The organism is Terriglobia bacterium (assembly GCA_020072815.1).
Classification (GTDB): domain Bacteria; phylum Acidobacteriota; class Terriglobia; order Terriglobales; family Acidobacteriaceae; genus Angelobacter.
In genome coordinates, this window is sequence record JAIQGE010000015.1 from 71,966 (window position 1) to 86,685 (window position 14,720).

General features: G+C 60.9%; 14 protein-coding genes. 4 read left to right on the forward strand and 10 right to left on the reverse strand.

Features of this window, described 5'->3' with window-relative positions; all coding sequences use genetic code 11:
- Window positions 1-3 precede the first annotated feature (3 nt).
- From LAO20_18055 to LAO20_18065, 3 genes are read left to right on the forward strand one after another with little or no spacing between them, the layout of a single operon-like run.
- Window positions 4-1,698, forward strand: coding sequence for a hypothetical protein (locus tag LAO20_18055; GenBank protein MBZ5533337.1), 1,695 nt, complete (start codon window positions 4-6; stop codon window positions 1,696-1,698).
- Complete coding sequence (locus LAO20_18060) at window positions 1,686-2,510, forward strand: hypothetical protein (GenBank protein MBZ5533338.1); 825 nt, start codon at window positions 1,686-1,688, stop codon at window positions 2,508-2,510. The genes LAO20_18055 and LAO20_18060 overlap by 13 nt, the downstream gene beginning before the upstream one ends.
- On the forward strand, window positions 2,507-3,535 hold the full coding sequence (locus tag LAO20_18065) for a SpoIID/LytB domain-containing protein (protein MBZ5533339.1): 1,029 nt from the start codon (window positions 2,507-2,509) through the stop codon (window positions 3,533-3,535). Before LAO20_18060 ends, LAO20_18065 begins: the two co-directional genes overlap by 4 nt.
- A gap of 4 nt (window positions 3,536-3,539) precedes the next feature.
- Here LAO20_18065 and LAO20_18070 read toward each other — a convergent pair whose 3' ends face one another.
- Window positions 3,540-4,031 carry an SRPBCC family protein gene (locus tag LAO20_18070; GenBank protein MBZ5533340.1) on the reverse strand — a complete coding sequence of 164 codons (492 nt, stop codon included), beginning with the start codon at window positions 4,029-4,031 and terminating at the stop codon, window positions 3,540-3,542.
- Between the two features lie 237 nt (window positions 4,032-4,268).
- Here LAO20_18070 and LAO20_18075 point away from each other — a divergent pair, with 237 nt between their 5' ends.
- Window positions 4,269-4,649, forward strand: coding sequence for a DoxX family protein (locus LAO20_18075; protein MBZ5533341.1), 381 nt, complete (start codon window positions 4,269-4,271; stop codon window positions 4,647-4,649).
- Window positions 4,650-4,661: 12 nt separating this feature from the next.
- Here the strand turns inward: LAO20_18075 and LAO20_18080 are convergent, their stop codons facing one another.
- From LAO20_18080 to LAO20_18120, 9 genes are all read right to left on the reverse strand, one after another.
- Window positions 4,662-5,780 (reverse strand): pyridoxal phosphate-dependent aminotransferase, encoded by a 1,119-nt coding sequence (locus LAO20_18080; GenBank protein ID MBZ5533342.1) that lies wholly within the window; start codon window positions 5,778-5,780, stop codon window positions 4,662-4,664.
- A complete protein-coding gene (locus tag LAO20_18085; GenBank protein MBZ5533343.1) occupies window positions 5,777-7,126 on the reverse strand; it encodes an amino acid permease in 1,350 nt (449 codons plus the stop codon). The genes LAO20_18080 and LAO20_18085 overlap by 4 nt, the downstream gene beginning before the upstream one ends.
- Window positions 7,127-7,151: 25 nt before the next feature.
- Entirely contained in the window at window positions 7,152-8,465 is a 1,314-nt protein-coding gene (locus LAO20_18090; GenBank protein ID MBZ5533344.1) for an NUDIX domain-containing protein, read from the reverse strand.
- 225 nt (window positions 8,466-8,690) lie between these two features.
- Window positions 8,691-9,362, reverse strand: coding sequence for a hypothetical protein (locus LAO20_18095; GenBank protein ID MBZ5533345.1), 672 nt, complete (start codon window positions 9,360-9,362; stop codon window positions 8,691-8,693).
- 691 nt (window positions 9,363-10,053) lie between these two features.
- Window positions 10,054-10,854 (reverse strand): ABC transporter ATP-binding protein, encoded by an 801-nt coding sequence (locus LAO20_18100; GenBank protein MBZ5533346.1) that lies wholly within the window; start codon window positions 10,852-10,854, stop codon window positions 10,054-10,056.
- Window positions 10,808-11,554 (reverse strand): ABC transporter ATP-binding protein, encoded by a 747-nt coding sequence (locus LAO20_18105; GenBank protein MBZ5533347.1) that lies wholly within the window; start codon window positions 11,552-11,554, stop codon window positions 10,808-10,810. Before LAO20_18105 ends, LAO20_18100 begins: the two co-directional genes overlap by 47 nt.
- Window positions 11,551-12,510 carry a branched-chain amino acid ABC transporter permease gene (locus LAO20_18110; protein ID MBZ5533348.1) on the reverse strand — a complete coding sequence of 320 codons (960 nt, stop codon included), beginning with the start codon at window positions 12,508-12,510 and terminating at the stop codon, window positions 11,551-11,553. The genes LAO20_18105 and LAO20_18110 overlap by 4 nt, the downstream gene beginning before the upstream one ends.
- On the reverse strand, window positions 12,507-13,439 hold the full coding sequence (locus tag LAO20_18115) for a branched-chain amino acid ABC transporter permease (protein MBZ5533349.1): 933 nt from the start codon (window positions 13,437-13,439) through the stop codon (window positions 12,507-12,509). The genes LAO20_18110 and LAO20_18115 overlap by 4 nt, the downstream gene beginning before the upstream one ends.
- Window positions 13,440-13,458: 19 nt before the next feature.
- A complete protein-coding gene (locus tag LAO20_18120) occupies window positions 13,459-14,697 on the reverse strand; it encodes an amino acid ABC transporter substrate-binding protein (protein MBZ5533350.1) in 1,239 nt (412 codons plus the stop codon).
- Window positions 14,698-14,720 lie beyond the last annotated feature (23 nt).

The window sequence follows — 14,720 nt, forward strand, 5'->3', positions numbered from 1 at the left end:
AAAATGAGACTGTCGCTCGTCGCGATGCTCGCTTTGTGTATCACTGGGGCCGTTGGTTGGACGCTCTACCAGGGGCCCGCAGGCGCCGCCCGTCCGCTGGACCAGTTGGTGCCGGAAGGCGCGCTGTTGTACATCGAAGCCAGGGACTTCGCCGGCCTGATGAAGGACTGGAACGCGTCGCCGGAGAAGGCCCAGTGGCTGAAGAGCGACGACTATCGCGTGTTCTCGAATTCACGGCTCTTCCTGCGGCTCAGCAAAGCGTCTGACGAATTTGCCGTGGCCGCCGGTGTTCCCCCGAACATGAAGTTCCTGGATGACGCCGCGGGCAAAGAGAGCGCGCTGGCCATCTACAACATCGGCGAACTGGAATTCCTGTACATTAGCCGCATGAGTTCTGGGAGTTTTGTGCAGTCGCCGCTGTGGCAGTCGCGCAACAAGTTCCAGCCGCGCACGGCGGGAGGCAAATCGTTTTACACGCGCAAGGACGAAGCATCCGGACGCGTAGTGGCTTTCGCCGTGGCCGACGACTACCTGGTCCTGGCGACGCGCGAAGACCTGGTGGCCGGCGCACTCGAGTTGCTGGGCGGGAGCAAGGGCCATACCATCCGGCAGGAAGGCTGGTACACCAAGGCCCTGGCTGCGGCGCCTCCGGCGGCGGGCGACTTGCGCATGGTGATGCATCTGGAAAAACTCGCGGTGACGCCGCACTTCCGCACTTATTGGGTGCAGCGGAACATTACGGAGATGCAGAGCTATGAGAGCGCTGTGTCAGACCTCTACCGCCAAGGCGCGGCTTACCGCGAGGAGAGAGTCATCCTGCCGGCCAAGAGCAGCGACGAAGACACATCACTCGCGCAGTCAGCGCAGGCGGTGACCGGACTGCTGAGCATGGTGCCCAAAGATTACGGGTTCTATCGCGCCGGCCAAACAGACGCCAAGAGCAGCCTGGCGGTGGTGGAACAGAAGATCATCGCGCCGCATTTTGGAGCCGCGCCGGCTGAAAAGCTGGCTCCGCAAGTGCAACTTGGCGGCGGGCAAACCGGCTCCAGTTCTGACCTGGAGACGCGCATTGACGTTGAGCCTGCATCGCGCACGGTGGGCGGGAACGCGCGCGAAGGATTGCAGAAACAATTTGAAAGCGCCAATGTGCAAGCCATGCTGGTGGTGCAGTCCACGCGCAAGAACACAGACGGTGTGCTGCTGGACAATCCTTCCGTAGTGGTAATTGCGGCCGCCAACGACTGGGATTTTCCCGCCTTGCAGAAAGCGCTGCAGGATGTGCTGGCGCCGGGCATGACGGCGTCACGCCTCGGCGTCCAGTGGCGCGAAGTGAAAGATGCCGGCGGTTATTTCGAACTTGACGGGCTTTCGCCCCTGCAGATGGCCGCGCGCGGCAAGCTGCTGCTTTTTGCAAATGACGCGGCGGCTCTGTCCGCGGTGCTGCAGGCCAAGACTCCGGCGGGTTCGCCGGTGAACTATGCCGCAGGTTTCAGCCATAGTCGCGAACGGCAGAACTTCTATGAGTTCACGTCGCTGGTGGACCGTGGTTCAGGCGCGCCTGCCAACGAACCGCAATTCTTCTCCCGCAATGTGGCCAGCTTCAGCCGCAGCTTTGCCCGCGTGGAATCTGAAGAAGTGGTAGTGCGCCAGAATAAGGATAGAATCCAGCAGACGGTAACCTATCATTGGACGCAGTAACCAAAGTGAAGGCGGCGCGAACTGGATTGCTGCTGCTGTTCTTGTGGCAGAGCGCGCTGCCGCCCTGCGTCTCCGCCGGCGATCTGCACGCGCAATCCGCGGCTGCGGTCTTCGCGCGGCAATTTACCAGTCCGGATCTCTCCTACATCGCGCTGGACGAGAACGGCCAAGTCGTGGCCCAGCGCTGGCCGGATGCCGATCGCATGGTCCCCGTCGGCTCGCTGGTTAAGCCCTTCGTGGCCGTGGCTTACGGTCGCACGCACGCGTCGTTTCCACGCTTTCGCTGCGAAGGCAAGAAGACATGCTGGCTGCCGCGCGGACACGGCAACCTGGGCATCGCCCAGGCGATCGCCTTCTCCTGCAACTCTTACTTCCGGCAATTGGCAGCAAACTCCGCGCCTGATTCTGCTGCCTCCACGCTGGAACGTTTTGGCGTAAGTCCGGCCAACGACGGCCTGAGCGGAAGCGCCGCCCCGCTGGCGTTGGTCCACGCCTACTTGGAACTGGCGAGTCTGGGCGAAGAACGCGCTGTGGCTCCTATCCTGAGCGGCATGACCATGTCCGCTCAGAAAGGAACTGGCAAAGCGGTGAGCGCGGAGTTGCCGCGCACGGCAGCGCTGGCCAAAACCGGCACCGCACCGTGTACTCACGCGAAGAAAGCTCCCGGCGACGGCTTTGCCGTAGTGATGGCGCCGGCCGGGCATCCGCGCTTCGTGCTGCTGGTCCGCGTGCATGGCAGGCCCGGGGCAGCCGCTGCAGACGTGGCGGGGCGCATGATCGCGGCTGTTGACGGCGATGGTGCGTCTCGATGAAGCGCTTCCACCTCGCTGCGTTCTTCTTTCTGGCGCCGTTCAGCGCCCAAGCCGGCGACGTCAGCATCGGCGTACTGGGATTGTTTCATCCCAGAGAGATCGTCGTCGCGCCGCGCGCCGGGCATGTGCTGGAATGCTTGGCCGGCGGCAAGCGATGGACAGTCACTGCGCCGCTCCGTCTGCGACTGGAAGGTTCCGGGGCAAGAATCATTTTGGACGATAACGCCGCGCCAGTCCCCGCAGTCCGCTGCGACGATGGCCAGAATGGACCCGCAGAGTTTTCAGTAGCGGTTCCGGAGAAGATCTCGCGGCGCTACGCCGGCAAACTGGAAGTGGAAGCTCAGCGTCGCGAGTTGTTGATCACCGTCAAGATGGAGATGGAGACCGCCGTGGCGTCTGTGGTCGCCGCAGAAAGCCCGCCGGATGCTCCCATGGAAGCGCTCAAAGCTCAAGCCGTGGCGGCGCGATCGTTTCTGGCGGCCGGGAAGGGCCGCCACCACGGATTTGATTTCTGTGACACCACTCACTGCCAGTTCCTGCGTGAGTCGCCCAAGTCAGGGTCGCCGGCCGCGCGTGCAGCAGCAGAGACGAGCGGCATGGTGCTGGCTTATCGAGATGAGGTCTTTGCCGCCATGTACAGCGCGAGCTGCGGTGGGAGAACTCATTCACTGGAGGAATTGGGAATCCCGGTGCGCGATTATCCTTACTTCGCGGTGCCTTGCGAGTATTGCCATCGCCATCCCGAACGTTGGGTGGCCGCGCTCAGCGCGGAAGACGCCGCGAGTTTGAAAGGCACGGAAAGCTCGCGGCTCAAGCTGGCGCGGAAGCTAGGCTGGCAGACCGTTCCCAGCAATTCGTATGCAACCCATCGCCAGGGCGATCTGGTATTGGTCAAAGGCACGGGCTCGGGGCACGGAATCGGCTTGTGCGAGCGCGGCGCGCTTGACATGGCGCGGCAAGGCGCGCAGTTTCAGGAGATCCTGGCGCATTACTATCCGAACACGGCGGTGAAGCAGCTGCCGTGAGACATCATCCCGCCTGAGAGTGCACGGCCTTCAGGTACGCGTTGATGGCGGCAGCGTGTCCCACGATGAAGCGCGAAACAAAGCGGAAGACCGGATTGTAGACTTCGCCGTTCTCGGTGATGGTCAAAGAGCAGCCCTCCGCGGTGGGAGTGATCTCGTACGTCCACGTTCCGCCGAAAGGCAGCTTGGGGTCGGCAATCCGGGTGACCAGGCGGCGCGGCGGCACGGACTCAACGGCCTCAAAGGTGATGGTCTGCCCGCGCAGGTCGGTTTCGCGCCACATGCGGTGACCATCGCGCGCCGGGAGTTCCTGGTACTTCACCAAGTCCTGGCGCCAAAAGGGCGGGCCGCTGACCAGTTTCCAGACAACCTCCGGCGGCCGCCGCAGAGTTGTGGTGCGCGACACGGTGTGGTTCTTGGGCAGCATGGCTCCGGTGACCACGACCAGCATCAGCGGCACGGCAATAATCAGGGCGATGATCAAGATCCATTTCATGGCATACCAAGATAATTTGATTCGTCAACGCAGGGTAGATATTTTCTCATTTTGGTGGTTCGTGCCGGGTGCGCCAGGCCGCGGCCGAGAAACCCGTTTCGAAGCTGCACGAACGCAAAGGTCGTGGGCCGCGCCGGGCTTCCGAGCATGTCCGTAGAAATCTCGACAATGGGATTGCGGGCGGTTACACTCTGCAATCACTTTCAAAACAAAACTACAACTCAAGGAACCAACAGCATGAAATTCCTGAGCCACCTGGAACCTGTTGTTTACGCCGCGCTGCGCATTGTTTGTGGGTTTCTGTTTTCGTGCCATGGCGCACAAAAGCTGTTTGGAGCGTTTGGCGGTCACGCCCAACTCCATGATTATTGGATGTTAGCGGCGGGAGTGATTGAGTTCGCCGCAGGCATCCTGATCCTGCTGGGGGTGTTGACGCGCCTGGCGGCGTTCATCGCCAGCGGCGAGATGGCGTTTGCTTATTTTCTGAAACATTCCGGATGGGGCATGAACTTCTTTCCCATCATGAACCATGGTGAGGCGGCCGTGCTGTATTGCTTTGTGTTCTTCTTTATCGCCTGCCGGGGCGCCGGGAAGTTTGCCGCGGCGGACAAGAGCTGAGCGGCGGGCGCCTTACGCCATTGCCGACGCGGCCAAAGATTCCTTGTAAGCATCCAGTCCGCGACCGAGTTGCTGGAGAGCGTCGCGGACGGCTTCAGTCGGAATGCCCACGCCGACCCTGAAGCGGCCGGGCGATTCAAAAAAGTGGCCGGGGACCACGGCGGTATCAAAATCGCGGCGCAACAGCTCACAGAGAGCATCTACGTTGCCGCGCTTCAGGCGCGGGAAAACGATGGTCCCGTGTTCGGGCCAATAGTATTCCAGGTCGTCGCGTTGCCGCAGGAACTCATGAAGCAGAGCGCGGTTCTCGTCGAGCATGGCCTTCATGCGCGCGGCGATCGTCGGAAGGTTATCAAAGGCGACCACGCTCAACAGTTCAGCAGGATAAGGGTACGTGGCCGCGTGAACGTCATGAATGCGCCAAATGCGGGCCGCCAGTTGCGGCGGCGCAAGCACCCAGCCACAACGCAGGCCGCTCAGGCCGTACGCTTTGGTAAGGCTATTAGTGATCAGGAAGCGCTCCGGAGCCAGATGGAAAGCGGTGTGCGGGGCGTTCTCAAACAGCATTTCGCGATAGACCTCATCCACGATGACAAATGCGTTGCTCCTCCCGGCCAGCATCGCAATCTGACGCAGGACGGCATCCGGCGTCTGCGCTCCGCTGGGGTTATGCAGGTTGCACAAGACTATGGCGCGGGTGCGGGGAGTCAGATTGCGTTCAAGATCGTCCAGATCAATGGCGAAGTTGTCTTCCGGGCGGCGCAGGAAGCGCTTGATGGTAAGTCCCAGATAGCGCGCCGCGCCCAGGATGGGATCGTAGGCCGGCTGCTCGATCAGCACTTCGTCGCCGGGCTCGGTGGCGGCGGCCAGGGCCAGATAGTTGGCGAAGGACGTACCCATCGCGCTGACCACCGATTCCTGCGGCACACGGTAGCGCCGGGCAATCGCTTGCAGCAGGGGACCGTAGCCATAGCCGTCCGGCCCGTTGATCTCCAGCTGGTCCATGGTCACGCCCAAATCGGCAAGCGGGAAGCCGGCAACGCCGCTGGTGGCCAAATTGTGTTTGGCCGCGGAGCGCAGCTTGGCCCACTCCATGTATGGCGATCCGGCGTTGCTGCGAACATATGTCATGCGCGTGCTGTCCTCCTCCAAATGTAATACACGGGCACGCCGGCGGCCAAAATGGCAAAGCCTATGACCGTATCGGCGGGAAACTTGTAAATCGTCACGGCAACCACGGCAGCGCAGGCCGTGCAGAAAAGCGCGGTGGTGATGGGATGGCCGGGCATGCGGAAAGACGGTTGTTCGTCCGTCCGTCGCCGCAAGACGAACAAGCATCCGGCGGTGAGCGCCCAGAACATGGCGTCCATGGAGATGACGTAGTTCAGGATTTTTCCGTAGCTGCCGGAGAGCAGGATCACCATGGTCCAGACGCTTTGCAGGATGATGGCGACTACCGGAACGCGCGTGCGCGGGTGCACCCAGGCAAGCTGGCGGAAGAACACACCGTCTTCCGCCATGGCAAAGTAAACGCGTGGCGCGGTGAGCACGCTCTGGCTGAGAAAGCCAAGGGTGGACGCGGCAATCCCCAGCGCGATCAGCGTGCCTCCTGCCGGCCCCAGGGCGAGCCGCATTACGGACGAAGCCGGAGTGGCGCTGAGTGCCAGGCCGTTCACGCTCAGCACTCGTACATAGACATAATTCGCCGAAGTGCAAAGCAACGCCACACCGACCACGCCCAGCACCAGGGCGCGAGGCAGGTCGCGGCGCGGGTCTTTCATTTCTCCGGCGACAAAGCTCGCCGTCTGCCACCCGCCGTAGGCAAACACCACTGGCACCAGCGCGGCCCCGAACGACGAGAACAATCCGGAAGAAACAGGCTGATCGAGCAAGGGTTTCCACGGAACGTGAACGCCATGCACCAGGAAGGCTCCGGCGCCCACCAGGATGGCAATAGCAACGATCTTGATGACCATCAGGCCACTTTGGACGGTCCCACCCGCGCGAACTCCCAGGCAATTCACCACGGTCAACAGGAGCAACGTAATCAAAGCGACCACGGAAACTTGCCAGTCGGCGGCGTGCCGTCCCATGAGCTCGAAGAAATAACGGGCGAAGGTAACGGCCACGGCGGCCATTCCGCCGGTCTGGATTACCAGCAGCAGGACCCATCCGTACAGGAACGCTACCAGAGGATTGTAGGCGTCGCGCAGGTAGGCGTATTGTCCGCCGACCTGAGGCATGCGGGAAGCAAGCTCGGCCCATATGAACGCGGCGGTCAAAGCGAGCAGGCCGCCAGCGACCCAAGCGCCCAGCACCAGAGCGGGCGTGTGGACCCGTTGCGCCACGACATATGGGTTAATAAAGATGCCTGCGCCGACGATGCCGCCCATGACCAGCATGGTGGCATCGAAGAGGCCGAGACGTCGCGCCAGAGGCGGGGAAGAGGCGAGGGGCGGAGGCGCGTCAGCGCTCATGCGCGACGATCAGAAGCCAGGCGGCTCACGCCTTGGCTCTTTTTCTGCGTTTGCTGACGGCGAAGCGCGCCAGCAGACGCTGCCCCAGCATGCCGAACAGGAAGGAGAGAGCAAACAGCGCGCTCAGATAGGAAGGCCCGTGGCTGAAGCGGGCAACAAGATATTCGTGGATAGCGAATCCGGCCAGCCCGGCGACCGCGCCGAACAATACCGGGGTAAGCATAATGACCACGTTGGGGACAATGGAATCATTCTTGCCGGTCATCAGCGAATGCGCAGCGGAGAACGATGATCCCAGCAATCCGAACAAAAGCACCGGCGCCACCATGCGTACCGGGCCAGTCAGGAGCAGAAAAGGGAGCAGTGCGACGGTGGCTGCCGCGCAGATGATCAGCAGAATGCGCAGATGGTCGCCGGCCAGGCGGGTGCGGTAATACTGGTTGGTGGAAAATTCGTCGCGCAGCTTCATGGCGTCAGCCAGACGGTCGGCGGTGATCTGCTCGTCAGGTACGGACAGCAAGGTCTCCATGGCGTTTCCGCGCCAGGTGGTGATCTTCAGCGCTTCTTCGCGCAGGATGGAAGCACGCGTGGCCAATTCACTCTTGTTGAGACCAAAGACGGCAAAGCGCTGCGCGGCATTCAGACACACCAGGCCGCCTTCAATGTCATTGCTGTCCAGGCAGCGCAGTACGTTGTCAAGCTGGTCATGCGCGGCGGCGGTCCAGGACTTGTCAGAGAGGCCGCTGCGCCGCTCCAGGAAAGCCAGTTCCACGCGGAAGGCCTGCGCTTCGCGCAACAGCCGGGCCAAAACCCGCTGATCTTCCAGCGACGCCCTTCTCCGCGGACGGGGCGAAGACATCGGCGGATCCACGCGCAACTGCGTCTGCGGCATGGGTTCAACGTTTGCCTGTGCTGGGCGCGGCGCCGTTCCCAGATGGGAAAGCAGGGCTTTCTCCTGCGTATGACTCAGCCGCTGGATTGCAGCCGGAACTTGCATCCACACCGCTTCGCCGATTTCTTCATTTTCCGCCACGCTCTTCTCCTGAAGCACTGACATCTTCCAGAACATGACTACTTTGGGAGTGCCGTTATCAGCGTAACTGATGGTGCCCAGATAACTGCCCAGTTGGCAGGAGCAGCCGGTTTCCTGCTCCACTTCACGCAGGGCAGCTTCCTGAAAGGATTCGCCGTCTTTCACCTGGCCCTTGGGGAGCGTCCAATCTTTTTCCTGTTTGCGGTAAACGATAAGGACTTCATCGCCGCGTTCCGACGCGCGCTGGATAATTCCGCCGGCAGCCTTGATGACCGGGTTTTCCGCGGGAGCAATAGAGGTCGCCATAGTTTAAGCAGTTCTAAATCCTGGATTGTAATGCCAGAGGGCGAAAATGCAGCCAAGGGAGTTGGGAAAGTTTTCCACAGGCAGGGGTGGGAAGATCGCCGACATCGCGCGACATCGCCGACATCGCGCGTCATCGAAACCCAGCACGCACAAAAGCGTCGCGTAAACATCGCGTGGGAAGGCCTGCTCCACCCCGCCACCGCGTACGGTAGCTCTCGAACCAGCTTAGTCCCTGGGAGAAAGGTTCGGCGCATCGTATTCCTCGTAGCCCCTGAGGATTTTCCCCACCGGAGCGCGCCGCAAAAAATAGATAAAAGGATGAGGCAGGGGGCCTCTGTCCATGCGCTCAAGCTCATAGTGTTCGCCGGCAATGCCGATGGTGAGACTGGGATTGCTCCATGAGGGACGCGCATGCGCGGTGGCAATGCGCCAGCGGCCGTCGGGGAGCTGGGTGGCGATGTCGGGCGGGAGTGAGCTAAGGCGCTGGGTTTCGTGGCGACGGCGCAGCCGGTCCCTGGCGCTGAAGAACAGCGTGACCGGCAGGCTGGGCACAACCTCAGAGCCGATCAGGGCGGTGAAGAAGCGGGCGGCGCCTTCCAGGCAAAAGTAGAGCAGCAGAAAGGACAGCGGATAGAGAAAGAACTCAAGTGTGATGATGATCAGCACGCCCGACTGCACAGTCTCCGAGGCATGGGCTGTCTGCGGCGCCCAGAGGCGCGTGCGGCCACTGGCAAAATGCCAGTAGCGGACTGCCAGCAAATAGGCAAAGAGCAAAAACTGCAAAAGGCCGGTCCAGATGGCGGCGCGGAGCACCACTGGCGGAGATTCGGCGCGCCAGTCGCGGCGGATTCGCTCGGGGCAAAAAGAGAGCAGGACGTCGCGCAGCAGAGATTGCATAAGAAAAGGTAACCGTTCCGGGCGACGCGAGGGAGAAAATAAGTTGGAGACGCGGCATGCCGCGTCTCTACGCACAAGGATCCCAAGCGGGGCAGCGAATGGTTTTTGGGACGATGACCTAGTTCGTGCTGGAGTTGGCGAAGATAATACGTTAAAATGAGCAGTTTTTATGGAACGGCCAAAATGGCTGCCCGGGGTTTGCCCGGAACTCGATCTTTGAAAACCAGCATGAGAGTGAATCAGCTACAAAGCCATGGCAAGAAAGGGTTTGGACGATCAACCGACCGGTGACCGTTCGGTGACCGGCCGGTGACCGAACGATGACCGGCCTGTGCCCGGCCGATCGAATGACGCCTGGGCCTTTGTTTTCAACCGAAATGTGTCTATACGGGGAGGCCATCGCCGGAATCGCGCGGCATCGCAACGAAATCGCACGAAATCGGAAGACCAACCCCAGTGCCGGGGGGGTGCAGCTCACAACACGGGTATCGCCGGGGACAATTCGCCTAAGTCCTTATATTTTGGGGATGAAGCTAATGGGGGTAGAGGTCCTTCGACTCGCTCCGCTCGCTCAGGATTTCGCCTGCGGGCTCTCACCCCAGCGCACGAAAAGCGCGTCCGCCGGGGACCCCGAGGCTCGCGCTGCGTTCACGCCCGCAACCCGGCTCAAGATGAACCGGGAGGGATGGGGCTACTCCGCGCTGACTTCTTCTGAGTGGCCCAAATACGCCCGGCGCACGTGCTCGTTGTTGAAGAGCGTGGCACTGGGGCCTTCCAGGGTAATGCGTCCCACTTCCATCACGTACCCGTAGCGGGAGACCTGGAGCGTGTAATTCACATTTTCACCCACCAGCAGAATGGTGACGCCTTGTTTGGAAATTTCGCGGATCAAGCGGAAGATCTCATCCACCAGCATGGGCGCCAGTCCCAACGTGGGCTCGTCCAGCATGAGCAACTGTGGTTCTGACATCAGGCCGCGTCCGATGGCGCACATCTGCTGTTCGCCGCCGGAGAGCGTGCCGGCCATCTGGTGGCGCCGTTCCTTCAGCCGAGGAAACATTTCGTAAACCCGGGCCAGGCCGGAGGGGACTCGCTTGCGCAGCTCCGGAAGAAAGCAGCCCATGCGCAGATTGTCCTCCACGGACATTCCGGGCCAGAGCTGGCGGCCCTCGGGGATCAGGCTAATGCGGCGTCTGACCCGTTCGTGGGGAGCCATTGCTGTGATGTCTTCGCCGGCAAAGGTCAAGCGTCCGCCGCTGACCGGCAACACGCCGGCGATAGCGTTCATGGTGGTGGTTTTGCCGGCCCCGTTGGCGCCGATGATGCAGGTCACGGCGCCTTTGGCCACCGAAAAAGAAACTTTCCACAGCACCTGGATCACGCCGTAACGGACTTCCAGGTTCTCCGCCACCAGAAGTTTTTCTGCGTCTTTTTCTGCGTCAGGGTTAGACACTGAGGCCGCTCTCCAAGGTGGGTTTGCCCAGATAGGCATTGATGACTTCTTCGTTGTTCTGTATTTCTTCCGGTTTGCCTTCAGCCAGTTTCTGGCCGAAATCGAGCACGGTAATTCTGTCGCAAACCGACATGACGGCCTTCATGTCGTGCTCCACGTACATGATGGTGGCGCCGCTCTCACGGATGCGGTGCAGGAGCTCGAGCATGGACTTGGTTTCAGAGGAGTTCAGCCCGCCGCAGATTTCGTCCAACAGCAGAAGATCGGGATGAGTGGCCATCGCGCGCGCGACCTCCAGACGCTTCTGCTCGCCCAGTGACAGCACGGATGCCAGCAAATTGGCTTTCCTGTCCAGCCCCACCTGTTGGAGCAGTTCCATGGCACGTTCTTTTGCCGGGGCGGTCCGGGTCACGGCATGGCGTCCATAGTGGACGGCCACCTGCACATTTTCCAGCACGGTCATGGCCTTGAACGGCCGCACGATTTGGTACGTGCGTGCCACGCCCATCTTTACCAGCTTGGAAGACTTCATGCCGGTAACGTCATGGCCGCGCAGTTTCACCTGGCCTGACGTGGGGGCAAATGTCCCGGTGATCACGTTGAAGAGCGTGGTTTTTCCCGCGCCGTTGGGACCAATGAAGCCGCAGATCTGCCGCTCAGGAACGACAAAGGTCACGTCTTTCAGCGCGACGACGCCGCCAAAGCGCTTGGTCAGTCCGGTCACTTCCAGGATGTTCATGCCGGTTGTTTCTCCAGGAATTTTCGCGTCCTCCCGGCCAATCTGCGCAGCAGGCCGAGCAGGCCGTCCGGCTCAAACAGGATGATCAGTACCAAGAGTGAACCATAAAGGAGGAGATGGATGTTGGGGAAATTTGCGACCAGCTCCTCTTCCACAACGCCGAAGATTACACCCCCCATCACTGCTCCCCACACCGTGCCGATGCCGCCAATCACAGGCATCAGCAGAATCGAGATACTAGTTTGGAAGGAGAATACACCTCCAGGATAGATGAATAGCGCATAGCGGGCAAAGACCCCGCCGGCGATTCCGGTGAGGGCCGCGGCAATGGCATGCACCCATAGTTTGGAGACGTATGGATTCACTCCTACGGACGCTGCAGCATCCTGGTCCTGCTTGATGGCGCGCAACGCCAGCCCAAATTTGCTGGAGGCGATGATGCTTGAGACGAACACCGCCAGCGCCACCAGCCCCAGGGCGGTGTAGTAATGCTCAAGCTGCCGGAAAGGGCCCGCTTCCGTAAGCCGGTATCCGCTGGCGCCGCCGGTGAAATCTACGTTGTTCATCACCACGCGCACGGCTTCGTTTACGCCGATGGTGGCAATGGCAAAATACGGGCCGCGCAGCCGGAACGTCGGGAGTCCTATCAGAAATGACGCTAGCGCTGCGATTGCCGCCGCACAAAGAAAAGCAAACCATGGGCTCCTGCCGGCGTTGATCAGCAGCGCGGTAGCGTAAGCGCCCAGACCGTAGAACACGGCAAAGCCGAACGAGACCTGCCCGGTGAAACCGCCCAGCAGGTTCCAGGCAAGGCTGGTGGTGGTCCAGAGCGCAGTGATAAAAATCAGCTTCACTACGTTCTGGCTTGGCCCGGCGACCGGCAACAGGGCCAGGGCAAGCAGCAGAAGACAGGGAAGGATGACCTTCAGGCGGTCACCTGCTGGCCATTGGCTCATGCCGCCCGCCACTTTTTCTCCAGCAGGCCCGCGACCCCCTTCGGCAGCACCAGCAGCGCTACCACGAGCAGGACGAAGGAGACAACCGGTTGATAGCTGGCAGGCAGGTAAACGCTGGTCCACCCATGCGAGTACCAGGGAAATGGGACGTTGATGCTGAACGTCTCAAGGAAAGCCAGGATCACCGCGCCCAGCGCCACGCCGGACACCGATTCCAGCCCGCCCAGCACGATGATGACGAAAGCGCGCAACTGGAAGGCGGCGCCGAAATCCGGCGTGAAAGGAAAAAGGATGGCCAGCAGCGCTCCAGCGAAGCCGGCGAAGGCCGTTCCCAGCCCAAAGGTGAGCATGGCGGTCCGGCGATCATCCACGCCCACGATCTGGGCGGCATAAGGGTTCTGGATCAGCGAGCGCATGGACCGGCCAAACCAGCTGCGGTTAAAAATCACTTGCAGGAGAAACAGCGAAACCAGGGCTGCGGCGAAGACCACCAGGTTGACCTTGGGTATGGTGATTTCGCCAAACCGTACCGACGAAAAAGTGAGTGGCGTGAGAATGGAGTAAGCCTGCGTCCCCCAGACCAGATAACCAACATTCTGGAGGACCTGCCAGAAGCCGAACATCAGAAGAAGAGAGGAAAGCGTGGGCGTGTCTGACTTAGGCAGGCGGCGCGCCAGCAACCAGTGGACTCCGGCCCCAAAGACAAAGAAAACAGGCAGGGCGAGTACCGCGCACAGGACCGGCGGAATGTGAAACCGGTTAAACACTTCGTATGCGAAGTACGCGCCCAGCATCAGGAACCCGGCGTGGGCCAGGTTCACAATCTTCATCACGCCATAAATGACCGTCATCCCCACCGCCATTGCGGCGTAAATGCCGGCCAGCAGCAGGGCCGAGATCAACAGGTTGAGATAATCAACGGCGGTCAATGGATCTCCGGTGTCTGGTCTACGGCATCGGCGCTACGGCCGGGCCGGTGGCGGCATCCTTGGGATAAACGATGTCCACTTTGTCCCCAGGCTTGTTCTGGGTGACCAAAAACGGATATCCCGCCTGGCCGTTCGGGCCAAATTTCAGCACCTGTCCAGGCAATAGCGAACCTTTCAGCTCCGTGGTGGCCAGCTTGTCGCGGATTTTCGTTTTGTCCAGGGTGCCGGCCTGCTCAATGGCCTGGGCCAGGATGCGCATGGCATCGTACGCCGTAGCGGCGTACCAAGAGTCCACCGGACGGTTGTACATCGCCTTGTAGTCGGCCGCGAACTTCGCTGCTTGCGCGTACGGTAGTTTGTCTGACCACCAGAGCGCGGCCAGGATGTAGTCCGTGCCCGCGCCCAGGGCTTTGCGTGCGTCCGCTTCCGGACCGCGCGCGCCATAGCTGATCACCTGGTGGTGCAGCCCCGCCTGCAGATACTGGCGCTGCATGGTGATGTAGTCGGGAAGGTGCGCGTCAGAAAGGAAAATGTCACCCTTGGCAGTCTTGATTTTCTGCAGAACGGCGGTAAAGTCTGTGGCCTTGTACTCGAACTTTTCGTTCAAGACCACATCGAAATATCCCGGATGCGCTTTGGTCCATTCCAGAATGCCGTCTACATAGTCTTTGCCGTGGTCGGTGTTCTCCACCACCATGGCGATCTTGAGCCCTTTCTTGAGCTTGCCCTGGTCTACCAAGCTGCCCAGGAACTCGGCAGTCGTGGAGCCCAGGAGCTTGATCGGGCTGAGCACGCCAAAGGTGTACTTGTAGCCGCGGCTGAAAATGCTGGTGGCGGCGGCGCCGGCTGTAAGCCAAGGTGTCTTGTAGCGGTCCGGCATCACGGATTCGGCTTCACCCAGCGGCGTGGAGTAGCCGCCGATCACGGCGGTGACGTTGTCTGAGGTCATGGCGCGCTCAGCCAGCGACGAGGACTTGGCCTGATCGGTGCCGTCGTCATAGAAGACCTCTTTGATCAGCAGTTTCTTGCCTTTGTCTTTGACGAAAATGCCGCCCTTGTCGTTGATCTGCTTGATGGCGAGCTCGATGCCTTCCTTCTGGTACTGCCCGGGTTTGGCTTCCGCACCGGTGATGGGCATGACGACGCCAATGGTGATGGCATCCTGGGCCGCTGCAGCCAGAGCACCCAAGCTGCTTGCCAGCAATGCAAATAGCAGTACGCGACCAATACACGCGCGAAAATCGCCTGACTTCTTCATGGCTTCCTCCTTGAAAAATGAGC